The 21,056-nt window shown below is 72.6% G+C and carries 21 protein-coding genes; 13 read left to right on the forward strand and 8 right to left on the reverse strand.

The window, feature by feature from the left end:
• Positions 1–166 precede the first annotated feature (166 nt).
• Positions 167–1,015 carry a formate dehydrogenase accessory sulfurtransferase FdhD gene (gene fdhD, locus EMA17_RS14840; RefSeq protein WP_126637452.1) on the forward strand — a complete coding sequence of 283 codons (849 nt, stop codon included), beginning with the start codon at positions 167–169 and terminating at the stop codon, positions 1,013–1,015.
• A gap of 20 nt (positions 1,016–1,035) precedes the next feature.
• Here the strand turns inward: fdhD and EMA17_RS55755 are convergent, their stop codons facing one another.
• Entirely contained in the window at positions 1,036–2,751 is a 1,716-nt protein-coding gene (locus EMA17_RS55755; RefSeq protein WP_126637453.1) for a sensor domain-containing diguanylate cyclase, read from the reverse strand.
• Positions 2,752–3,199: 448 nt separating this feature from the next.
• On the opposite strand from EMA17_RS55755, the gene EMA17_RS14850 reads away from it, so the two are divergent.
• On the forward strand, positions 3,200–3,595 hold the full coding sequence (locus EMA17_RS14850) for an SRPBCC family protein (protein WP_126637454.1): 396 nt from the start codon (positions 3,200–3,202) through the stop codon (positions 3,593–3,595).
• Positions 3,596–3,644: 49 nt separating this feature from the next.
• On the opposite strand, the gene EMA17_RS14855 is transcribed toward EMA17_RS14850, so the two are convergent.
• Together EMA17_RS14855 and EMA17_RS14860 are read right to left on the reverse strand one after the other, a co-directional pair.
• Positions 3,645–4,715, reverse strand: a complete 1,071-nt coding sequence (locus tag EMA17_RS14855; RefSeq protein WP_126637455.1) for an adenylate/guanylate cyclase domain-containing protein — start codon at positions 4,713–4,715, stop codon at positions 3,645–3,647.
• Between the two features lie 58 nt (positions 4,716–4,773).
• Complete coding sequence (locus EMA17_RS14860) at positions 4,774–5,304, reverse strand: PH domain-containing protein (RefSeq protein WP_126637456.1); 531 nt, start codon at positions 5,302–5,304, stop codon at positions 4,774–4,776.
• A 120-nt stretch (positions 5,305–5,424) separates the two neighbouring features.
• Between EMA17_RS14860 and EMA17_RS14865 the strand changes: the two genes are divergently transcribed.
• The gene (locus EMA17_RS14865; protein WP_170222167.1) at positions 5,425–6,165 is read left to right on the forward strand and encodes a class I SAM-dependent DNA methyltransferase; all 741 of its coding nucleotides are present in this window, start codon (positions 5,425–5,427) and stop codon (positions 6,163–6,165) included.
• Between the two features lie 96 nt (positions 6,166–6,261).
• Here the strand turns inward: EMA17_RS14865 and EMA17_RS14870 are convergent, their stop codons facing one another.
• Positions 6,262–7,077: a biotin--[acetyl-CoA-carboxylase] ligase gene (locus EMA17_RS14870; RefSeq protein WP_126637458.1), complete on the reverse strand. Its 816-nt coding sequence runs from the start codon at positions 7,075–7,077 to the stop codon at positions 6,262–6,264.
• A 103-nt stretch (positions 7,078–7,180) separates the two neighbouring features.
• Between EMA17_RS14870 and EMA17_RS14875 the strand changes: the two genes are divergently transcribed.
• The 4 genes from EMA17_RS14875 (at position 7,181) to EMA17_RS14885 (ending at position 9,912) form a co-directional block, all read left to right on the forward strand.
• Positions 7,181–8,767, forward strand: a complete 1,587-nt coding sequence (locus EMA17_RS14875) for an acyl-CoA carboxylase subunit beta (RefSeq protein WP_126637459.1) — start codon at positions 7,181–7,183, stop codon at positions 8,765–8,767.
• Positions 8,768–8,791: 24 nt separating this feature from the next.
• Positions 8,792–8,992: an acyl-CoA carboxylase subunit epsilon gene (locus EMA17_RS14880; protein WP_126637460.1), complete on the forward strand. Its 201-nt coding sequence runs from the start codon at positions 8,792–8,794 to the stop codon at positions 8,990–8,992.
• A gap of 125 nt (positions 8,993–9,117) precedes the next feature.
• Positions 9,118–9,234, forward strand: coding sequence for a morphogenic membrane protein MmpB (mmpB, locus tag EMA17_RS55945; RefSeq protein ID WP_371862999.1), 117 nt, complete (start codon positions 9,118–9,120; stop codon positions 9,232–9,234).
• A gap of 69 nt (positions 9,235–9,303) precedes the next feature.
• Entirely contained in the window at positions 9,304–9,912 is a 609-nt protein-coding gene (locus tag EMA17_RS14885) for a nucleoside triphosphate pyrophosphatase (protein ID WP_126637461.1), read from the forward strand.
• A gap of 142 nt (positions 9,913–10,054) precedes the next feature.
• On the opposite strand, the gene EMA17_RS14890 is transcribed toward EMA17_RS14885, so the two are convergent.
• On the reverse strand, positions 10,055–11,833 hold the full coding sequence (locus EMA17_RS14890) for a hypothetical protein (protein ID WP_126637462.1): 1,779 nt from the start codon (positions 11,831–11,833) through the stop codon (positions 10,055–10,057).
• 233 nt (positions 11,834–12,066) lie between these two features.
• Here EMA17_RS14890 and EMA17_RS14895 point away from each other — a divergent pair, with 233 nt between their 5' ends.
• The gene (locus tag EMA17_RS14895) at positions 12,067–12,516 is read left to right on the forward strand and encodes a hypothetical protein (RefSeq protein WP_126637463.1); all 450 of its coding nucleotides are present in this window, start codon (positions 12,067–12,069) and stop codon (positions 12,514–12,516) included.
• A 77-nt stretch (positions 12,517–12,593) separates the two neighbouring features.
• Entirely contained in the window at positions 12,594–13,430 is an 837-nt protein-coding gene (locus tag EMA17_RS14900) for a helix-turn-helix domain-containing protein (RefSeq protein WP_126637464.1), read from the forward strand.
• Positions 13,431–13,470: 40 nt separating this feature from the next.
• Here the strand turns inward: EMA17_RS14900 and EMA17_RS14905 are convergent, their stop codons facing one another.
• On the reverse strand, positions 13,471–14,004 hold the full coding sequence (locus EMA17_RS14905) for a GNAT family N-acetyltransferase (RefSeq protein WP_160161408.1): 534 nt from the start codon (positions 14,002–14,004) through the stop codon (positions 13,471–13,473).
• A 214-nt stretch (positions 14,005–14,218) separates the two neighbouring features.
• On the opposite strand from EMA17_RS14905, the gene EMA17_RS51740 reads away from it, so the two are divergent.
• Both EMA17_RS51740 and EMA17_RS14910 read left to right on the forward strand, forming a co-directional pair.
• Entirely contained in the window at positions 14,219–14,431 is a 213-nt protein-coding gene (locus EMA17_RS51740) for a hypothetical protein (RefSeq protein ID WP_160161409.1), read from the forward strand.
• Between the two features lie 214 nt (positions 14,432–14,645).
• Positions 14,646–16,412 carry an acetyl/propionyl/methylcrotonyl-CoA carboxylase subunit alpha gene (locus EMA17_RS14910; RefSeq protein ID WP_126637466.1) on the forward strand — a complete coding sequence of 589 codons (1,767 nt, stop codon included), beginning with the start codon at positions 14,646–14,648 and terminating at the stop codon, positions 16,410–16,412.
• A 286-nt stretch (positions 16,413–16,698) separates the two neighbouring features.
• Here EMA17_RS14910 and EMA17_RS14915 read toward each other — a convergent pair whose 3' ends face one another.
• Positions 16,699–17,517, reverse strand: a complete 819-nt coding sequence (locus tag EMA17_RS14915; protein ID WP_020552647.1) for a DeoR/GlpR family DNA-binding transcription regulator — start codon at positions 17,515–17,517, stop codon at positions 16,699–16,701.
• A 544-nt stretch (positions 17,518–18,061) separates the two neighbouring features.
• The gene (locus EMA17_RS14920; protein ID WP_126637467.1) at positions 18,062–19,480 is read right to left on the reverse strand and encodes an NAD(P)H-quinone dehydrogenase; all 1,419 of its coding nucleotides are present in this window, start codon (positions 19,478–19,480) and stop codon (positions 18,062–18,064) included.
• Between the two features lie 36 nt (positions 19,481–19,516).
• On the opposite strand from EMA17_RS14920, the gene EMA17_RS14925 reads away from it, so the two are divergent.
• Together EMA17_RS14925 and EMA17_RS14930 are read left to right on the forward strand one after the other, a co-directional pair.
• Complete coding sequence (locus EMA17_RS14925) at positions 19,517–19,957, forward strand: gamma-glutamylcyclotransferase family protein (protein WP_126637468.1); 441 nt, start codon at positions 19,517–19,519, stop codon at positions 19,955–19,957.
• A 257-nt stretch (positions 19,958–20,214) separates the two neighbouring features.
• Positions 20,215–21,024, forward strand: coding sequence for a purine-nucleoside phosphorylase (locus EMA17_RS14930; RefSeq protein ID WP_126637469.1), 810 nt, complete (start codon positions 20,215–20,217; stop codon positions 21,022–21,024).
• The last annotated feature ends 32 nt before the right edge of the window (positions 21,025–21,056 follow it).

Consider the following 21,056-nt stretch of genomic DNA (forward strand, 5'->3'; position numbering starts at 1 on the left):
TGCAGATCATTATTCACTCGAACATTATGTGCATGGATCGCGACAACACCAGGGCGGCTACCGTGCCGGAAGGAGTTCGCACGTTCGCGCGGGGCGTCCGGTCCGGATCGAAGCGCGCGGACATCGGGAAAACACCGTCGGGGACGGACCAGGGAAAGGCAGTGTCGTGGGTCGGGTCACCTCTCGCCACAGGGTCGTACGGCTGGGCGGCGACGCGCCCCCCGTACCGCGGATCGACACGCTCGTCGCCGAGGAGCCGCTCGACATCCGGCTCGGCGGGCGCACCGTCACGGTGACGATGCGCACCCCGGGCGACGACTTCGACCTGGTCGCCGGGTTCCTGGCGGCCGAGGGGGTGGTCGGCGCGGCCGAGGACCTGGCCGCGATGCGCTACTGCGCGGGCACCGACGACGAGGGCCGCAACACGTACAACGTGGTGGACGCGGCACTCGCGCCGCACGTGCCGGCCCCGGATCCGGGCCTGATGCGCGGGGTGTGGACGTCGAGCGCGTGCGGGATCTGCGGCAGCACCGGCATCGACGGGCTGCGCCGGATGTCGCGCTTCGACGTGCGCGCGGACGAGGTGCGGGTGGACGCGGAGGTGCTGTACGCGCTGCCCGATCGGCTGCGCGCGGCGCAGAAGGTGTTCGCCAGCACCGGCGGCCTGCACGCGGCGGGGCTGTTCACCGCCGCCGGCGAGATGGTGTGCGTGCGCGAGGACGTGGGCCGGCACAACGCGGTGGACAAGGTGGTGGGGTGGGCGCTGCGCGAGGGGCGGCTGCCGCTGGCGGGGCATGTGTTGATGGTCAGCGGGCGGGCCTCGTTCGAGCTGACCCAAAAGGCCGCGATGGCGGGGGTGCCGGTGATGGCCGCGGTGTCCGCGCCGTCGGGTCTGGCGGTGGACCTGGCCGCGGACGCGGGGGTGACCCTGGTCGGCTTCCTGCGCGGCCGCTCGGCGAACGTGTACAGCCTCCCGGATCGGATCACGGTGTCCGAGCCCGCCACGACCGCCTGAGCGCCGCGGACCGCCCCGGCCTAGTCCGGCAGCGACGCGCCCCCGGTCAGCGCCACCGCGACCAGCGCGCGCAGCACCGGGGCCAGGCCGGTCACGCTCAGGCTCAGGTCGTCGGCGTAGATCTCCACCAGCCAACCGCCCGCCGCGTTGCTCCCGCCCGCCGCGACCATCGCCTTGTAGCCGCCGACCAGGAGCAGGTCCTCCTCGGCCGGGTCGGTGCCCGGATCACCGAGTTCGGCGACGAAGCCGCCGCCCTGGACCGCGTCGGCGGTGGCCGGATAGTGCGCCAGGTCGTATTCGGCGGTCACCGCGTCGTGGCGCGGCCCGGACTCGCTCTGCACGCCGGTCAGCCGGTGGATCGAGTACCGCACGGTGCGCAGCACCCGGCCGCCGGGCGGCAGGTACGACACCCACCACGCCACCCCGTCCAGCATCCGGGCGAAGGTGTCCGCGACGATCTCCAGGCGGCCCAGCGTGTCCGCCCGGTGCACGCTCTTGGGTTCGCGCTCGTCCAGGACCGCGAGCACCGCGGCCAGCAGTCGGCCCGGCTCGGCGTTGTGCAGCGCGCCGCGGAACCGGCGGCGGTCGCGGTGCGGGCCGGGGCCCTCGGCCTCCGCCTCGTCCTGCGCCTCGCGGGCCAGGGACAGGGTCAGGTCGGGTTGTTGGCCGCGCCCGGCGACCACCGGGCGGGTCGAGCGCGAACCCTTGGCCCGGTACTGGGCCGCGTCGGCGAGTCGGAAGAGCCGGTCCGCGCTGGTCACCGGGCCCACCGGGTCGCCGGTGGAGGCGACGCCGCAGGCCACGCCCTCGCCGTCGTGCATGCGCAGCGCGCGGCGGCACAGTTCCTCGGCGACCGCGACCACGTCGTCGGGCGGGTAGCCCTCGACCAGTACACAGAACTCGTCGCCGCCGAGCCGGGCGGCGATCGCGCCCGGCAACATCGCGCCGCACGCGGAGAGTTGGTCGGCGAAGCGCTCCAGGAGGCGGTCGCCGACATCGTGCCCGCGTTCGTCGTTGAGCCGCTTGAGGCCGTTGACGTCGCAGACGATCAGGCTGACCACCACGCCGTCCCGGTAGTGCCGGGCCATCGCCTCGTCCAACCGGGCGTCGATCGCGCGGCGGTTGGCCAGACCGGTCAGCGGGTCGGTGAAGGCCAGCTTCTCGATCCGCTCGAAGTGTTCCGCCTGCGCCAGGCCGGCCGAGATCTGCGCGGCCAGGACACCCGCGAACTCGGCGTCCACCGGCTCGAAGCGCGGCTGATCGGCCCGCCGGGCCAGATACAGCTCGCCCCACACCCGCCCCTCGACCATGATCGGCGCGACCATGCAGTCGTGCCGTCCCCGGCGCAACATCGCCGCGACCCGCTCGGGGTCGCGCGTGTGCTCCGGATCGTCCACGCACCGCGACCACGTGGTCGGCCAGCCCTCCGACTCGATGATGTCGGGGAAGTCGGTGACCGGATACGTCTCCGCGGCGGGCAGCGGCTCCTCGCCCTCGGCCAGCTCGCCGTCGTTGACCAGCACCCGCAGTCGGCCGGTGTCCCGCTCCCAGACCGAGATGGAGGCGTGCGCGGCGCCCATCGCCAGGCGTGCCTGGGCCGCCGAGACGCGGACCACCTCGGAGAAGTGGTGGGTCGTGGCGAGCGTCTTGGCCAGGTGGATGATCGCGTGCAGTCGACGGGCGGCGTCGGGTCCCTCGACCAGGGCGGCGGGTTCCGGACACGTGTCGCCGGGCATACCGGGCAGGTGGTCGGCAGGGCCGCCCGAACCGTCGGTTCCGGGAGTGCTCGAATCGGGTCGCGAAGCTACGGTTCTCACCCCCAATCCGCCGGTACCGAGACCAGAGGATATGTCATATATTGCCCGATTAACGGCAACGTGCACCCGCGTCATGCCGTCACCTCGACGGGTCGCTGTTCGCGTGCGTTCCTGATTGGGCCCCGGACGGCTCCCGCGCGAGCCGCCGGGCTCGCGCCGGTCCGAGCGAAGCGCTTGTATACCCCGGCTTCGCGTCCTGCGCACATTACTCCTGTGGCCCGGCTCCGCAACGCCCCGTGTCCGGCCCGTGTCCGGGCTGTGGCAAACGATGGCGCGCGAGGGCGCGAGGTTGTGAAGAGAACGTGGAAGGCTCCCACGATCTCGGCCGAAAGGGTACGGTCGCGGGCACAGTCCGAAGGAGCCACGCGTGCCCACGCTTTCCGTCATCGCCGCGATCGACGTACCGGCCGCCCGGATCTGGGAGGCGGTAGGAGACTTCGAGGACCCGTCCGCGTGGCATCCGTGGCCGGTCGACGAGCACACCGGGGACGAGCGGCGGCTGCGTACACCCGACGGTACGACCGTGCGCGAACGGTTGGTCGAGCACGACGCGGCGGGGCACTCCTACCGCTATCGCGCGCTCGACGGCCTGCCGCTGTCGGGCCGACTCGCGCTCGAATCGATCGCCGGCGGCACGATGTGCCTGGTGGTCTGGTCGGTCCGGTTCGAGAGCGCACCCGCCGAACAGCTCCCGCTGCTGCGCGAGCTCGAACACGCGGTGCTGCGCCCCGGGCTGCGGTCGCTGCGCGAGGCGTTCGGCTGACCCGCCGAACCGCCGGCGCGCACGCCGGGCGGGTCGAGCGGGTCGGGAGTCACTGCGGTATCGGCGTGCCCGGGCGGCACACCGTCCAGGGTTCGACCAGTCCCAGACCGCGGACCGGACGCCGCCACATCGGATGCAGCTCGTAGCGGGTGTCCCCTTCGAGGGCGGCGGCCAGCTCCCGGTCGACCACCACCGCGTCCTTGGGACTGAGCGCGGTCAGCCGACTGGCCAGGTTCACCGTGGTCCCGAACACGTCGCCCATCCGGGACAACACGTGGCCGTACGCGATGCCCACCCGCAGCGCGGGCAGGATCTCCTCCTCGGCCATCGCCTCGACCAGCCGCAGCCCGAGTTCCACCGCCGAGTCCGGCGAGAAGGTCACGAACAACACCTCGTCGCCCAGCGTCTTGACCAGGCGCCCGCCCTGCTCGGCGATCACGTCGACGGCGGTGTCCTCGAAGGTCTGGACGAGGCGACCCAGCTCGGCCTCCTCCAGGTTGCGCGACAACCGGGTGAAGCCGACCAGGTCGGCGAAGCCGACGGCGAGCGACTGGCCCACCGTCTGCTGGTCGGTGAGCCCCTGCATGGCCCGCGAACTGGCCGCGGCCAGGTGCCGCCGCCAGGCGTAGATGACCAGCGGTTCGAGTTCGAGCATCACGTCGCCGGCGGTGGTGACCACCTGCTCGGAGCGGCTGCCGGTCAGCTCGTTGCCGATGTAGTCCACCCACGCCTCGGTCTGCCATTCGGCGAACCGGGCCATGGTCTGGCCCACCGAGCGCACGAACTGCGCCGCGACGGTGGCCGGCAGCAGCCCCGACTCGGTCAGCTCGCGCAGGTGCTTGAGCGCCGCGACGTCGGCGTCGGTGAACGCGCGGGCCGGGCCGAAGTCGGCGAAGCCCAGGCCGCGCCACAACCGGCGGGCCTCGTCGAGGGGCACTCCGACCAGGTCCGCGACCTGGCCGGAGGTGTAGCGCCGGGGCGCGCCCAGAACGACCTGTTCGACGTCGGCGATCGTGTTGTTGACCGCCTCGATGTCGGACAGGTCGGGCAGGGCGGGTTGATCGACCGCGTCGGCCCCGGCGCCCGCGCCGGGCTCCACGCGGGTCCGTTCCTCGGGCATGTGGCTCCACCGGGTGTGCGAAGGATGGTCTCGTCGGAGCCACACTACGTGTCGGGGGTCACAAAGGTTCGGGGTCGGGCGGTCCCACGTGCTTCTTCCGCCCGGCGGCGGCCCGCTCGACGAGGACCAGCAGCTCGCTCTGCAGGCGCACCACGTGCGGCAGACCGGGCAGTTCCAGGCGTTCCCGGTCGCCGACGGGCACCAGGGCGATGGTGCCCGCGCCGAGCATCCGGTCCACGAACGACTCGTGCTCGATCAGCACGTCGGCCACCCGCGCGAACGGCACCACCCGGATCTCCCGGGTCAGCGCGCCGGTACGCACGGTCAGTCGGTCGGCGGCCACCGAGTACATGGTGCCCAGCCAGGTCAGCCACGGCGCGACGCTCCAGCGGACCAGGACCGCCAGGCCGGTCAGGAGCACCGCGGGCTGGATCCAGGCGCGTGCGGCGCTCGGGGGCGTGAGCGCGGCGAGGAAGCCGGTGACGGCGACCGTGCCGAACAGGGCCAGGGCGGGACGGACGAGGTGCATCCAGTGCGGGCGCACGACGAAGAGGATGTCGTCGTCGACCTCGGCTGTGGTTGTGAACACCGGGCCTCCTGGGGGTCATCCCCGATTGTGCGGTCCCCCTCGGCCGGAGGGGTGGAGGCATGCCGTTCGCCGACGTAAATGCGTCGACAGCCCGCCCGGCGCTCGGCAGAGTGGCCGTCCGTGACGAGCAGTGAGCCGTGGACCCGGGCGACCGCCGAGCGCTACGACGCCGAGGAGACCGAGATGGCCTCGGCGGCCGTTCTCGAACCGACCCTCGCCTTCCTCGCCGAGGCGGCCGGAACCGGCCCCGCCCTGGAGTTCGCCATCGGAACCGGACGCGTGGGCGTCCCGCTGCGCGAACGCGGCGTCCCGGTGGTGGGCATCGAACTGTCCGAGCACATGGCGGCGGTCCTGCGGCGCAAGATCGACGAGGACACGCTCCCGGTGGTCGTCGGGGACATGGCCGACACCGTCGTCCCCGGCGAGTTCACCCTGGTCTACCTCGTCTACAACACCATCACGAACCTGCTCACCCAGGACGAGCAGGTCGAGTGTTTCCGCAACGCCGCGCGCCATCTGCGGCCCGGCGGCCGATTCGTCGTCGAACTGGGCCTGCCGCCGCTGCGCCTGCTGCCACCCGGCCAGGTCGCGGTGCCGTTCGACGTCTCCGAGCGACACCTCGGCTTCGACACCTTCGACCTGGTCGAGCAGATCCTCGTCTCGCACCACTTCACCCGCGACGGCGACGACGGCCGCTACCGCCGAGACAACTCCCGGCACCGGTACGCCTGGCCGGCGGAACTGGACCTGATGGCCCGAATCGCCGGCCTCACCCTGGAGCGTCGCGTCGCCGACTGGCACGGAGCACCCTTCACCCAGGACTCCACCAAACACGTCTCCGTCTGGCGCAAGCCGACCTGAGCACTCGGCCACGAGGCCGCACCGGGCCCGCCCCCGGCCGCGGATCCGCGGCCTCCCCCGCACCACGCGACGGGTGGGCCGGTGGGCGCGAACCCCTCAGCCCGCGGGCCGAACGTGCACCACGTCACCGGCACCCACCGCCACCGGGCCCTCCGGCCCGGTGACCAGCAGGCGGCCCTCGTCGTCGATCCCCGTCGCCGGCCCCTCCAGCGTCGGCTTCGCGGGCAGTTCCACCCGAACCCGACGCCCGATGGTGGCGCACGCGTCGGTGTACGCGGTCGCCAACCCACACGCCCGCGCGTCCCCGCCCGCCAGCCGCCAGCGGGTGTACCACTCCTCCACCTCGCGCAGCAGCGCCCGCAGGATCGGGTCCCGGTCGGTGCTGTCGGCGCCGGCGAGGAGCAGCGAGGTCGCGGTCGGCACCGGCAACTCCTCCTCGTGCAGCGAAACGTTCAGCCCGATGCCCAGGACCACGCTCGACCCGGCCCGCTCGGCCAGGATCCCGGCCAGCTTGCGCTCGCCCACCAGCAGGTCGTTCGGCCACTTCAACCGCACCTCGACCCCGGCCACCCGGGACACCGCCGACGCCGCGGCCACCCCGGCCAGCAGCGGCAGCCAGCCCCAGCGCGCGACCGGGACCTCGTTCGGCGCCAGCGTCATCGACACCGCCAGGCCCGAGCGCGGCGGCGCGGTCCACCGCCGGTCCAGCCGGCCCCGGCCCGCCACCTGCGATTCGGCGATCAGTACCAGCCCCTCGGCCTCGTCGGCCCGATTGGCCAGGTCGGCGTTGGTCGAGCCGGTCTCGGGCAGTACGTCCAGCTCGCGCCACAGGCCGCCCGGTACCAACAGCGCCCGACGCAGGGCCGCCTCGCTCAGCGGAGGGCGGTCGAGATCCTTGTAAGGAGAGTCCATTCGATCACCCTAGAAGGCACTGCGGGGCAGGGCGGTGATGGTCGCCGGCGTGGCGCGGCTACGCTACCGATCGCCGCCGTTCGACGTGACAGGAGTCAGCACGATGGACCCAGTACAGGGCGATCCCGACATCCACACCACCGCCGGAAAGCTGGCCGATCTCGAGCGCCGGATCGACGAGGCGGTGCACGCGGGAAGCGCCCGAGCGGTCGAGAAGCAGCACGCCAAGGGCAAGATGACCGCCCGCGAGCGGATCGAATACCTGCTCGACGAGGGCTCCTTCGTCGAACTCGACGAATTCGCGCGGCACCGCTCCACCAACTTCGGCCTGGAGGCCAACCGCCCCTACGGCGACGGCGTGGTGACCGGCTCCGGCACCGTCGACGGCCGCCAGGTGTGCGTGTTCTCCCAGGACGTCACCGTCTTCGGCGGCAGCCTCGGCGAGGTGTACGGCGAGAAGATCGTCAAGGTCCAGGACCTCGCGATCAAGACCGGCGTCCCGCTGGTGGGCATCAACGAGGGCGGCGGCGCGCGCATCCAGGAGGGTGTGGTCTCGCTCGGTCTGTACGGCGAGATCTTCCGGCGCAACGTGATCGCCTCCGGGGTGATCCCGCAGATCTCGCTGATCATGGGCGCCGCCGCGGGCGGCCACGTCTACTCCCCCGCGCTCACCGACTTCGTGGTGATGGTCGACCAGACCTCGCAGATGTTCATCACCGGCCCCGACGTGATCAAGACGGTCACCGGCGAGGACGTCACGATGGAGGACCTGGGCGGCGCGCGCACGCACAACAGCAAGTCGGGCAACGCGCACTACATGGGCGCCGACGAGAAGGACGCGCTCGACTACGTCAAGGGCCTGCTGTCCTACCTGCCGAGCAACAACCTGGAGCCGGCCCCGTCCTTCGACGAGGAGGCCGACCTCGAGACCACGGACTACGACCGTGACCTCGACACCCTGATCCCGGACTCGGCGAATCAGCCGTACGACATCCACACGGTGATCGAGCACGTCCTGGACGACGCGGACTTCCTGGAGGTCCAGCCGCTGTTCGCGCCCAACATCGTGGTCGGCTTCGGCCGGGTCGAGGGCCGCTCCGTGGGCATCGTGGCCAACCAGCCGATGCAGTTCGCCGGCACGCTCGACATCGACGCGTCGGAGAAGGCCGCCCGGTTCGTGCGCACCTGCGACGCGTTCAACGTCCCGGTGCTCACCTTCGTCGACGTCCCGGGCTTCCTGCCGGGCACCGACCAGGAGTGGAACGGCATCATCCGCCGCGGCGCGAAGCTGATCTACGCCTACGCCGAGGCCACCGTGCCGCTGGTCACGATCATCACCCGCAAGGCGTACGGCGGCGCGTACGACGTGATGGGCTCCAAGCACCTGGGCGCCGACGTCAACCTGGCCTGGCCGACCGCGCAGATCGCGGTGATGGGCGCGCAGGGCGCGGCCAACATCCTGCACCGGCGCACGATCGCCGCCTCGGACGACCCCGAGGCGACCCGCGCGCGGCTGATCCAGGAGTACGAGGACACGCTGTGCAACCCGTACGTGGCCGCCGAACGCGGCTACGTGGACGCGGTCATCCGCCCGTCGTCCACCCGGGCCCACGTGGTCAAGGCACTGCGGGCGCTGCGCGGCAAGCGCGAGACGCTGCCGCCGAAGAAGCACGGCAACATCCCGCTCTAGCCCGGCCAGGACCCGGAGGTCCCCATGATCAAGGTGGTGCGGGGTGAACCCACCCCGGAGGAGTTGGCGGTGATCGTCACCGTCGTGGCGGCCAAGGCGAGCGGCGGCGGCGCATCCGCGCCGGCGCCGGCGGCCCCGTCGCGGTGGAACGACCCGGCGCGCCTGGTGCGCCGACCGCTGCGGCCGGGCCCGGGTGCCTGGCAGGCGAGTGCCTGGCCGTCCTGACCGACCGAACGCCCGGATCGATCGCCGCCGCGGGCGCGCCGGCGGTCGACCGTCGGTAAATCGCACGACCCGACTTGAGTACTCGTACTCAGGATCGGACCGGGGCGGCGCCCCACGATGGACGAATGCGCGACCGTGACGAGTTCTCCGAGGAAACCCGGCGCGCCGTGGCCCAGCTGCGGCGCGCCGTGTGGATCCTGCCCGTGGTGCTGATCCTCGGCCTGGCCCTGCTCGCACTGTGATCGGGCGGCGGTGGGTACCGCTCGGAATCCGCCGCCGCCCGACACCTCGGCGCCCGGTACGTTGGCGCCATGACCGACCGCTCCCCCTCCCGCTCCCTCGTGCTCGCCTCGGCCTCCCCCGCGCGCCTGAAGCTGCTGCGCGACGCCGGGCTCGACCCCGAGGTCGTGGTCAGCGGCGTCGACGAGGACGCCCTCGCCGCCGGATCCCCGCGCGAACTCGCGCTGCTGCTCGCCGAGGCCAAGGCCGACGCGGTCGCCACCGGGCTTACCGGCGACGAACTGGTCGTCGGCTGCGACTCGGTGCTCGAACTCGACGGCGAGGCGCTGGGCAAGCCCGTCGACGCCGCCGAGGCGCTGGTGCGCTGGCGGTCCATGCGCGGACGCGCGGGTGTGCTGCTCACCGGACACTGCGTGATCGACCGCCGCACCGGCCTGCGGGTGTCCGAGGTGGCGGCCACCACGGTGCGCTTCGGCACCCCCTCCGACGCGGAGGTGGCCGCCTACATCGCGACCGGCGAACCGCTGCATGTCGCGGGCGCGTTCACCCTCGACGGCTACGCGTCGCCGTTCGTGGACGGGATCGACGGCGACCCGGGCAACGTGATCGGCCTCTCGCTGCCGCTGCTGCGCCGCCTCCTGGACGACGTGGGCGTACGGATCGTCGACCTCTGGACCTGACCCCCGAGGCACACGGGACGACCCGACCGCGGTCACCGCGTCGGGCACCACCCGCCGAGCCGGCCACCGCACGTGCCCGGCCGCCGGGCCGGCCCGTGCGCGACCGCCCGGCGCGACCCGTAGGCGCCCGGCCCCGGCTTCGTCAGGCGTCCGGCCCGTCGGCGCGGTTCAGGTCGCGGCGGACCGGGCCCGGGCCCAGGTTCGGCAGGCCCGGCGATCGCGGGTGGTGCGGGGTGTCGGCGCCGGGCTGCCGCGGGAGATTCGCGTCGGGACCCGGCTGCGGCGACGGCCCGGCCGGTCGGCCGTAGCCACCCGGCTGCTGCGGCACGTGCGGTGAGCCGTAGCCGCCCGGCTGTTGCGGCGGATAGGGCTGCGGGGCCGACTCGGCATACGCGTTCGGCGCCCACGGTCCGCCGCCGCCCACCGGCGCGCCCACCGGGCCGGGTCCGGGACCGGGTCCGCGCGGCGGAGGCGGCACGGGCGTGCCGCGCATCCCGGCGAACATCGCGAGCGGCAGCGCGATCGCCGCCAGCACCAGGAGCGGCAGCGGTACCCCGCCGGGCTTCTTCGTCAGCCACTCCACCCAGCCGTAGTCCGCCGACGCGGCCTGGAGATCCGGCCACACCGGCCCGCACGCGGCGCCGAGCCCGAACGCCGCGATCGCCGCCTCCGGCCGCAGACCGCCGATCACCACGCCGATCGCCGCCGCACCCGCGCAGCGCACCGCCAGCTGGTGTCCGGATCCGGCCGCCGGGCCGATGAACTCGGCGAGGACGAGGGCCAGTGCCGCGAGGCCGATCGCGTACGCCCCGAGCAACCGCGCCGCCGCCGCCCCCACGACACCGGCGACCACGAGGCCGAGCAGCCACGGCACGTATTCGCCGGGTCCGTCCAGGCCCAGGCCCGGGTTGGCCTGTGTGCGGTCCCAGGCGAACAGCGCGGCCGGGAAGGCGGCGAGGCCGACCGCCATCGCGAGCAGCGCGCCCGCCACCGAGCGCACGCCGTCCACGCGATGGGTCAGCACCGCCGCGACCAGGCAGCCGGCCAGCGCCACCACCGGCCACAGGCCGAGCACCCTGGGCTTGTCGTCACCCATCACCACGGTCGCCGCGGCCACCCCGACCCCGACCAGGCCGAGCAGGAACACCCCGCCCTGGGCCCCGGCCTCGGACTCCTGCCAGCCGCGCCCCGGCGGCACCAGGATCCGGCCGGTGGGCAGCAGGATCAGCAACCAGCCGAACGCGGCGAGCGGCAGCCAGGTCTGGAGGCCGGCCCCCGACTCCCACATCGGCTCCAGCACGTCGTGCCCGCCGAGCACGAACAGCAGCGGCACCGCCGCCGCGAGGGTCCCCGCGAACGCCGCGTTCAGCGGCGCCTGATGGCGCGGGACCGCGAGATGGATCCACAACACCACCCCGACCAGCACCTGGACCGCGAAGCCGAACCGCAGCAGATAGACGAAGCCCAGCCAGCGCGCCTGCGAACCGTCGTAGTGGGCTGCGATCGGGTCGAGCGCGGTGGTCAACGCGGCGCCGGCCAGGCCGATCGTCAACACGCCGCCGACCGCGCCCCGGCGGTGGGTGAACACACTGTCGGTGAGCCCGATACCGCCGATCACCAGCGGTACGGCCCACGGCAACAACACCGCGACCAGGTCCCACACCGACCACGACCCGCCGCCGGCGTCCATGGGCGTCGGCGCCGCCCCGTAGGCGGCCGGATCCGCCGCGGGCCCGGCGGGCGTCGCCGGATCCAGCCCGGCCCGGAGCAGCACCAGCGCGCCGGCGGTGGCGAGCACCACGAGCAGCGCGCCCGGCACCCACTCCAGCGACAGTCGACCCACCGGTTCCGGGCGCCGCGCGCGGCCCTCCGCGAATCCGGCGCCGGCCTCGTATGCCTTGCGTACCACCCCGCCGGCCATGGCCGTCTCCCCCTGGTCGTGTGGGTGCAGCTTAGGGAAGAAGCGGCCCCGCGCGCTCCCTGAGCGGCCACCCCGAACCCGCCTTTTCGAATCCTCCGGAAATCCCTCGGAGCACCCGTCCCACGACCCGCGCCGCGCCCGTCGACCCTCCGCCATTACCTCCGAGGGAATCGACCGCCCTCCCCCGCCCCCGGCACAGTCGTCGGTGTCGGCAAACGACCCTGGAGGACCCGATGAGCACCCAGTCCCTGAACCCCACGTTCGCGACCGGCGGGCCCGGCGACCGTGTCCGCGGCGACACCGGCCTGTTGCGGCTCGCGCTGCGGCTCGACGCGATCGCCACCGGCGCGGTCGGACTGGCCGCCCTGGCCGGCTGCGCCGCCGTCGACGGTGCCCTCGGCCTGCCCACCGCGTTCCTGGCCGGCCTCGGCGCCTTCCTGGTCCTGTACGCGGTGGGCGTGTGGCGGATCGGCGGCTCCGACACGCCGCGTCGCACCGCCGTACGCGCGGTGATCGGCCTCAACCTGGTGTGGTTCGCGGACAGCGTGGCGATGGCGATCGCCGGCCTGCTCGACCCGACCGACCTCGGCACCACGCTGATCGTGCTCCAGGCCGTCGCGGTCCTGGGCTTCGCCGACGTGCAGATCCTCGGCCTGCGCAAGGCCCGCACGTCCCTCCGGTGAGGGAGCCGCGCGGGGCCGGCGGACCGAACCGGACGCGTCGCGCCGAACTCGCGGCGCACCGCGTACGGTCGGGTCCCATGAGTTCGGGATCCACGACCGTCGCCGGCGATCGGTCCGCCGGCCCCGCCGCCCGGCGCACCGGCGGCGAACTGATCCGGCACTGGCGCCGGCACCGGCGCCTGAGCCAGCTGGAGTTGTCCGTGGAGGTCGCGGTGTCCACCCGCCACCTGAGCTTCATCGAGACCGGTCGCGCGGTGCCCAGCCGGGACATGGTGCTGCGGCTGGCCGAGCATCTGGACGTGCCGCTGCGCGAGCGCAACCGCATGCTGCTGGCCGCGGGGCACGCGCCGGAGTACCACGAGAGCCGCCTGGACGCGCCGGAGCTGGACCCGATGCCGGCCGTGTTGCGGCAGATCCTGGTCGGGCACGGCCCGTACCCGGCGGTGATCGTGGACCGGGCGTGGAACATCGTCGACGCGACGCCGAGTATCGCGATGTTCGTCGAGGGTGTCGCCCCCGAACTGCTCACCGAGCCGCTCAACGCCTATCGCGTCAGCCTGCACCCGCGGGGGCTGGCACCGCGGATCGTCAACCTGCCGCAGTGGCGCGCGCACCTGCTGCACCGACTGCGGCGCCAGGTCGCGATCACCGGCGATCCGCTGACCCGGGAGCTGTACGACGAGGTGAGCGGCTATCCCGGCGGCGTCGACGACGAGCCGGCGCCCGGCGCCGGTCCGGGCGCGCCGGCCATCGCGATGGGCATCCGCCACCGCGGGGAGGTGTTGTCCTTCGTCAGCACGGTGGCCACGTTCGGCACCGCGGTGGACATCACCGTCGCGGAGTTGTCGATCGAGTCGTTCTATCCGGCGGACCGGCGCACCGGCCGGCTCCTGCGCGAGTGGTTCGGCGACTGACGCCGCCCCGCCGGGCCCGGCCGGGTCCGCGCGGCGCGCCTCACGAACGGAGCCGGCAGCCCCAGACGTCGGCGGGCGAAGTCGCCGGATCCGGTCGCCACTCGCCGAGCATCGACCAGTCCCAGGAGCGGAACGCGGCCAGCGCGGCGTGGTTGTCCCGCGGCACCCGGACCGCGGCGAAGCCGGCGTCGGTGCCGGCGAGCAACCTCTCCCGCATCCGCCCGGCCAGGCCCTGCCGGCGGTGCTGCGGGAGGACCATCAGGTCGACGATCACGAACACCTTCCCGGCCGCGGCCGATTCCGCGACCTCCACGGGCAGTTCGCCGTGCAACCCGGTCCACCAGCCACTCGCCGCACGCGGCGGGAACCCGTAGGCGCAACCGGCCGCGTCGCCTCCGCCGTTCGCGACGACCATCTCGAAGCCCGGTTGTTGGATGTGGTCGGCGAAACGCCGCAGGAATTCGGGGCGGCCCGACGGATCCCCGCCGTAGGTCTTCACATATGTATCCGCGACGGTTTCCCGTTGCTGATCGGCCTGCCAACGGGTCAGCCGGCGCAAGAACACCTCTGCCACCACAACCTCCCGTCCAGGCATCGGATGCCTCGGACCTTCACATCGTGGCAGCCCGCCCCGCTCGGGGAAACACCGTGCGGCAAAACCCGCTCGTCCGGGTCGCTCGCACATCCTCGGCCCACCCCCGGACGGTGCGCCCCTTTTCCCCGGTTTCGCCCGCCCCGAGCCGGCCGGGCTCGTAGCCTGCGCACGACGGACGGCGAGGAGAGGGCGGATGAGCCGAGACGCAGGGGAACCGGGCAACGCGTGGGACATGTGTGCCGAGGGTCACGACGACCACGAATGGGTGTACCAGTACGGCCCCGACGGGCCGGCCGGCAATCCGTGGGCCAAGGCGTGCAAGCACTGCGGAAAAATGGCGGGGGCAAACGTACCCGAAAGCGGACTCCTCGGGCGATCCACGGGCGGTGACTGTCTGGGCGGCTGACCCGCCCGACCCCTAAACTGAAACACGTTCCAGGTACACCCGGGCACGGGCGCCGGCCTCGTCGGGAGTACGTTGACCCCACCGGCAACGTGGCCGGCAGCTCCATCGCAGGCCATGAAGCCGGCGGGTTGCCGTACCCATGAGGATGTGGGGCGGCGGATCGTGCCCGCCCCCGAATCCCTAGACTCTCCGCAGTTGAGGAGGGAGCCAGATCGTGCGCAAGGTACTCATCGCCAACCGTGGGGAAATCGCGGTCCGCGTCGCCCGAGCATGCCGGGATGCCGGTATCGCCAGTGTGGCCGTCTATGCCGAGCCGGACCGGGATGCTCTGCACGTGCGGGTGGCCGACGAGGCCCACGCGCTCGGCGGGAACACTCCGGCCGAGAGCTACCTGGACGTGGCCAAGGTGTTGGGGGCCGCCCGGGACTCCGGCGCGGACGCCATCCACCCCGGGTACGGATTCCTGTCGGAGAACGCGGAATTCGCCCAGGCCGTGCTGGACGCGGGCCTGACCTGGATCGGGCCGCCGCCGCAGGCGATCCGCGATCTCGGCGACAAGGTGGCCGCCCGGCACATCGCCCAGCGGGCCGGCGCGCCCCTGGTCGCCGGCACCCCGGACCCGGTCTCCGGCTCCGCCGAGGTCGTCGAGTTCGCGAAGGCCAACGGCCTGCCGATCGCCATCAAGGCCGCGTTCGGCGGTGGCGGGCGCGGGCTCAAGGTGGCCCGCACCCTCGAAGAGGTCCCGGAGCTGTACGACTCGGCGGTGCGCGAGGCGGTGGCCGCGTTCGGCCGCGGCGAGTGCTTCGTCGAGCGCTACCTGGACCAGCCGCGGCACGTCGAGACCCAGTGCCTGGCCGACACCCACGGCAACGTCGTGGTCGTGTCGACCCGCGACTGCTCGCTCCAGCGCCGGCACCAGAAGCTGGTCGAGGAGGCGCCCGCGCCGTTCCTGACCGACGAGCAGAACGCCGAGCTGTACCGCGCGTCCAAGGCGATCCTCAAGGAGGCCGGCTACGTCGGCGCCGGGACCTGCGAGTTCCTGGTCGGCAAGGACGGCACGATCTCCTTCCTGGAGGTCAACACCCGGCTCCAGGTCGAGCACCCGGTCACCGAGGAGGTGACCGGCATCGACCTGGTCCGCGAGATGTTCCGGATCGCCGACGGCGAGGAGCTGGGCTACGACGACCCGCCGCTGCGCGGGCACTCGTTCGAGTTCCGGATCAACGGCGAGGACCCGGGTCGCGGCTTCCTGCCCGCCCCCGGCGAGGTCACCACGTGGCTGCCGCCGTCCGGCCCGGGCGTACGGCTGGACTCGGGCGTCGAGCAGGGTTCGGTGATCGGCCCCGCGTGGGACTCGCTCCTGGCCAAGCTGATCGTCACCGGTCGCGACCGCGCGCAGGCGCTCCAGCGGGCCAAGCGCGCGTTGGACGAGTTCGTCGTCGACGGCATGGCGACCGCGCTCACCTTCCACCGCGAGGTGGTGGTGGACCCGGCGTTCGCGCCCGAGCTGGGCGGGTCGACCGAGCCGTTCACCGTACACACCCGGTGGATCGAGACCGGCTTCGAGAACACCATCGCCCCGTTCGGCGGCGGCGCGGACGCGGCCGAGGAGGCCGCCGAGCGCGAGACCGTGGTGGTCGAGGTCAACGGTCGACGGTTCGAGGTCACCCTCCCGGCGGGTCTGGGCGCGTCCGGCGCGGCCCCGGCGGCGGCGAAGAAGGCGCCCAAGCGCGGCGGCGCCAAGAAGGCCGGCGCCGCGGCGAGCGGCGACGCGCTGGCCAGCCCGATGCAGGGCACCATCGTCAAGGTCGCGGTGGAGGAGGGTCAGCAGGTCGCCGAGGGCGAGCTGATCGTGGTCCTGGAGGCCATGAAGATGGAACAGCCGCTCAACGCGCACCGCGCGGGCACGGTCAAGGGCCTGGTCGCGGAGGTCGGCGCGACGGTCACCTCCGGCGCGGTGCTCTGCGAGATCAAGGACTGACCCGGATCGAGGACCGAACCGGGTCGGGCCCGAGCCGCGTCGAGTCCGAGCCCGGGTCGAGCGGGACCGAACACCGAGCACCATCGAAAACCCGGCGGGATCCCATCGGTCCCGCGCGTCGCGATCGCCCCCGTGTCGAAACCCTCGGCGCGGGGGCGATCGCGTCCGTGGGGCGGACGGGCCGTCGGCCCGCGTGCTGCGCGCCGTGCCGCCGGCGCGGGCTCGGCCCGCGGTGTGCTGCCCGGGGGGCGCCGGGCGAGGCGGCACGTGGTCTTCGATCGGTCGCTCACTGGTCGGGCATCACCCCCGGGACACGCATGTCGCGCATCCGCTCCCCGTTGAACTCCGCGCGGGCGCCGGGAACGGCCCGTTGCGGAAGGGGGGCGATGTGCACCTGCGCGCCCAACTCGGCCAGCGCCTCGCTCTCCGGACCGGGGGCGTCCTCGTCGGTGACGAGGTGCGTGATCCGCTCCGGGGCCACCGTCTGGAACATGGTGTCCACACCGATCTTGGTGTGGTCGACCATGACGACGACCTCGTGCGCGGCCTGGATCAGGGCCCGGTCCACGCTCGCGGACAACATGTTGGGGGTGGACAGGCCACGCTCGGCGGTGAGCCCGTTGCCGGACACGAACGCGCGTCGCACGCGCAGACCCGCGAGGGCCTGTTCGGCACCGCTGCCGACCAGCGCGTAGGACGACCCGCGCAGCGTGCCGCCGGTCATCACGACCTCGACCCGATTGGCGTGGGCGAGTACCTGCGCGACCAGGAGGGAGTTGGTGACCACGGTCAGCCCGGGGATCCGGGCCAGCCTGCGGGCGAGCTCCTGCGTGGTGGTGCCGGCGCCCACGACGATCGCGTCCCCCTCGTCGACGAGGGAGACCGCGAGGTCGGCCATGGCCGCCTTCTCCGCCGCCGCGAGGTGGGTCTTCTGCGAATAGCTCGGCTCACGGGACAGCCCACCGGGCAGCACCGCTCCACCGTGCCGACGGTCGAGCAGCCCTTCGGCTTCCAGGGCCCGCACGTCCCGCCGAACCGTCACCTCGGACGTCTGGACCACCCGGGCGAGTTCCCGTAGGGACACCGCTCCGTTGGCCCGCACCATTTCAAGAATCAGTTGACGACGCTCTGCTGCGAACACGTGACGAAGGTAACGCGAACGACCGGCTCTTATCAGCCGGTTGCGACTCTTACCCGAACTTGTTCATCGAAGTGATAAGAGTGCTTCGGTTTCCGGGCGCAGCGAAGCCACAGCGTTCGGGAGGGCCAACCATAACGCTGTTCACCGGGCGTCGGATAGCGCTGATGTACAGAGATTTTGCTGCTCCATACAGGTTTTGACGGCGCGTCAGCCGGACTCGACGCATGGCGGACACACCGCGAAGCGGCGATCACACCCGGTCCGATTCGAGTATGCGCGGCGATCACGACGCACATCGGATGTTCGAGAAAAGCCACCCGTAAGTGGAGTACACGGGAGCGTGGAATCCGAATTCCGCGCGCCCCCCGTGCGCCGGAGGCCACGCCCCCGAGTTACCGATCTTGAACTCGGGGGCCACCCGAGGTGTACCGCGCCGATAGTGATCGGCCCGACCTCTCGGGACGGTTCGACAGATTTCGCGAGTTCTGCGGATTCGGCGCGGACCGGGTCAGGAGCGCTCGCGCCGGTGCAATTGCCGGGCGGCCTCGGCGATCGAACCCGAAAGCGACGGGTAGACGGTGAATGCGCTGGCGATCTGGTCGACGGTCAGGTGCAGGTCCACGGCGAGCGCGACGGTGTGGATCAACTCGCTCGCGCGCGGCGCCACGATCACGCCGCCGACCACGATCCCGGTACCGGGGCGGCAGAACAGCTTCACGAAACCGTCGTGGATGCCCTGCATCTTCGCGCGCGGGTTGCGCGACAGCGGCAGCTTCACCCCGCGCGCGTCCATCTCGCCCGCGTCGATCGCGGCCTGGGTGTAGCCGACCGTGGCGATCTCGGGGTCGGTGAACACGTTCGAGGACACGGCCTTGAGGTTCAGCGGCGCCACCGCGTCGCCGAGCATGTGGTACATCGCGATCCGACCCTGCATCGCGGCCACCGAGGCGAGCGCGAACACACCGGTGCAGTCGCCCGCCGAGTAGACCCCGTTGGCCGTGGTCCGCGAGACCCGGTCGACCCGCACGTGTCCGGTGTCCTTGAGGAAGACGCCGGCCTCCTCCAGGCCGATGCCCGCGGTGTTCGGGATCGCGCCGACCGCGACCAGGCAGTGGCTGCCCTCGATGATCTGCCCGTCGGTCAGGGTGACGATGACGCTGTCCCCGTCCCGCTTGACGCTCTCCGCGCGCGAGCGGGACATCACCCGCATGCCGCGCCGGCGGAACACGCCCTCCAGCACCTCGGCCGCGTCCGGGTCCTCGCCCGGGAGCACCCGGTCGCGGCTGGAGACGAGGGTCACCTTGGAGCCCAGCGCCTGGTACGCGCCGGCGAACTCGGCGCCGGTGACGCCGGAGCCCACCACGATCAGCTCGCGCGGCAGCTCCGACAGACCGTACATCTGCTTCCAGTTCAGGATCCGCTCGCCGTCCGGCTCGGCGCCCGGGATCTCGCGCGGGTGGGCGCCGGTGGCGATCAGGATCGCGTCCGCCTCCAGCGTGCGCTCGCCGCCGTCGGCCAGGTCGGCCACCACGCGGCGCGGCCCGTCGAGCCGGGCGGTGCCGCGCAGCACCCGCACGCCGGCACGCGTGACGCCCTGCGCGATGTCGTTCGACTGCGCCTTGGCCAGCTGCAACACGCGCCGGTTGACCACGCCCAGGTCCACGCCCACGATCGGGCGGTCCAGCGTGCCGGGGGTGCCGTCGTCGACGTAGATGCCGAGCTCGTGATGCGAGTCGGCGAAGTTCGTCATGACCTCGGCCGTGGCGATCAGGGTCTTGGACGGGACACAGTCCGTCAGTACCGCCGCACCACCCACGCCTTCCCGCTCTACCACCGTCACCTCGGCTCCGAGCTGTGCCGCGACCAAAGCCGCCTCGTATCCGCCGGGTCCTCCGCCTACGATCACAATCCGAGTCACGGGTGTCATTCTCTCCCATGACCGCGCGTCGCGTAGGCTGCGGCCATGCCCCTCTACGCCGCGTACGCAAGCAACCTCGACGCGCGGCAGATGGCCCGGCGTGCCCCGCACTCACCTCTGCGCCACACCGGTTGGCTGCCCGGCTGGCGGCTGACCTTCGGCGGCGAGCAGTTGGGGTGGGACGGATCGCTGGCCACGGTCGTCGAGGACGAGATGTCCCAGGTGTTCGTCGCGCTCTACGACCTGGCCGAGATGGACGAGCCCGACCTCGACCGCTGGGAGGGCATGCCGCTCGGCCTGTACCGCAAGGTCCGGGTCCGGGTGGAGTCGCTGTTCGGCGAACAGCTCGCCTGGCTGTACGTGCTCAACGACTACGAGGGCGGCCTGCCCTCGGCGCGCTACCTCGGCATGGTCGCCGAGTCCGCGGAGTCGGCCGGCGCCCCCGACGACTACGTCAAGGAACTTCGCAACCGCCCCTGCTCGTAGTCCGCGGCGCGACCCGTTCCGAACGTCGCCCGCCGCCTCCGGCCGGGGCGCGCCCCGGTGCCGAGCCGGACCGGGGCGCCGGGCGCGAGGCGGTTCGCCGGGCTCGCCGATCGGGTGTTCCGCGCGTCGCCTGAACGGACGTATCACCCCGTATCCGTACGAGTCTTCCCCCGCTGTCATTGCGGTCGTATCACAGTCTTCTACGCGCATAGACCCCGGCCGCGCCGTTCACAGGTGCAGCATTTACGCTCATCGATGTGAACGTACTGGATAGCCACGACCCGTATACGGCCGCCGCCGAGGCCGCCGAAAGCCTGCAGCGGATCACCGGTGCCGCGACGCACGACATCGCGCTCGTCATGGGCTCTGGCTGGGTGCCCGCCGCCGACATGCTCGGTGACCCGGAACACGAGTTCCCGGTCACCGCGCTGCCCGGCTTCCCGCCGCCCGCCGTCGAGGGCCACGCCGGCACGGTCCGCTCGCTGGTCATCGGCGACCGCCGCGCGCTGGTGTTCCTCGGCCGCACCCACCTCTACGAGGGCCGGGGCGTCGCCTCGGTCGCCCACGGCGTGCGCACCGCGGTCGCCGCCGGTTGCAAGGCCGTCGTGCTGACCAACGGCTGCGGCGGCCTGCGCCCGTCGTTCGTGCCCGGTCAGCCCGTACTGATCAGCGACCACATCAACCTCACCGCCGCGTCGCCCATCGTCGGCGCCAACTTCGTCGATCTGACCGACCTCTACTCGCCGCGGCTACGCGCGTTGTGTCGCGAGGTCGAGCCCGCCCTCGAAGAGGGCGTGTACGTACAGTTCCCCGGCCCGCACTACGAGACCCCGGCCGAGATCGGCATGGTCCGCGCGATCGGCGGGCACCTCGTCGGCATGTCCACCACGATCGAGGCGATCGCCGCGCGCGAGGCCGGCGCCGAGGTCCTGGGCATCTCCCTGGTCACCAACCTGGCCGCCGGCATGACCGGCGAACCGCTCAACCACGAAGAGGTCCTGGCCGCCGGACGCGCGTCCGCGGAGCGTATGGGCCGACTGCTCACCCAGGTCCTGCCACGCATCTGAGCGGGTGGGTCCGCCGGCCCGTGCGGACCCTT

Origin of the sequence: Embleya hyalina (assembly GCF_003967355.1) — a bacterium.
Classification (GTDB): Bacteria; Actinomycetota; Actinomycetes; order Streptomycetales; family Streptomycetaceae; genus Embleya; species Embleya hyalina.

Coding starts and splice junctions, on each gene's coding strand:
- EMA17_RS55755 (WP_126637453.1), bottom strand. CDS start 2,751: ATGCCCGGCGACACGTGTCCGGAACCCGCCGCCCTGGTCGAGGGACCC.
- EMA17_RS14855 (WP_126637455.1), bottom strand. CDS start 4,715: ATGCCCGAGGAACGGACCCGCGTGGAGCCCGGCGCGGGCGCCGGGGCC.
- EMA17_RS14870 (WP_126637458.1), bottom strand. CDS start 7,077: ATGGACTCTCCTTACAAGGATCTCGACCGCCCTCCGCTGAGCGAGGCG.
- EMA17_RS14875 (WP_126637459.1), top strand. CDS start 7,181: ATGGACCCAGTACAGGGCGATCCCGACATCCACACCACCGCCGGAAAG.
- EMA17_RS14880 (WP_126637460.1), top strand. CDS start 8,792: ATGATCAAGGTGGTGCGGGGTGAACCCACCCCGGAGGAGTTGGCGGTG.
- mmpB (WP_371862999.1), top strand. CDS start 9,118: ATGCGCGACCGTGACGAGTTCTCCGAGGAAACCCGGCGCGCCGTGGCC.
- EMA17_RS14885 (WP_126637461.1), top strand. CDS start 9,304: ATGACCGACCGCTCCCCCTCCCGCTCCCTCGTGCTCGCCTCGGCCTCC.
- EMA17_RS14890 (WP_126637462.1), bottom strand. CDS start 11,833: ATGGCCGGCGGGGTGGTACGCAAGGCATACGAGGCCGGCGCCGGATTC.
- EMA17_RS14895 (WP_126637463.1), top strand. CDS start 12,067: ATGAGCACCCAGTCCCTGAACCCCACGTTCGCGACCGGCGGGCCCGGC.
- EMA17_RS14900 (WP_126637464.1), top strand. CDS start 12,594: ATGAGTTCGGGATCCACGACCGTCGCCGGCGATCGGTCCGCCGGCCCC.
- EMA17_RS51740 (WP_160161409.1), top strand. CDS start 14,219: ATGAGCCGAGACGCAGGGGAACCGGGCAACGCGTGGGACATGTGTGCC.
- EMA17_RS14915 (WP_020552647.1), bottom strand. CDS start 17,517: ATGGTGCGGGCCAACGGAGCGGTGTCCCTACGGGAACTCGCCCGGGTG.
- EMA17_RS14920 (WP_126637467.1), bottom strand. CDS start 19,480: ATGACACCCGTGACTCGGATTGTGATCGTAGGCGGAGGACCCGGCGGA.
- EMA17_RS14925 (WP_126637468.1), top strand. CDS start 19,517: ATGCCCCTCTACGCCGCGTACGCAAGCAACCTCGACGCGCGGCAGATG.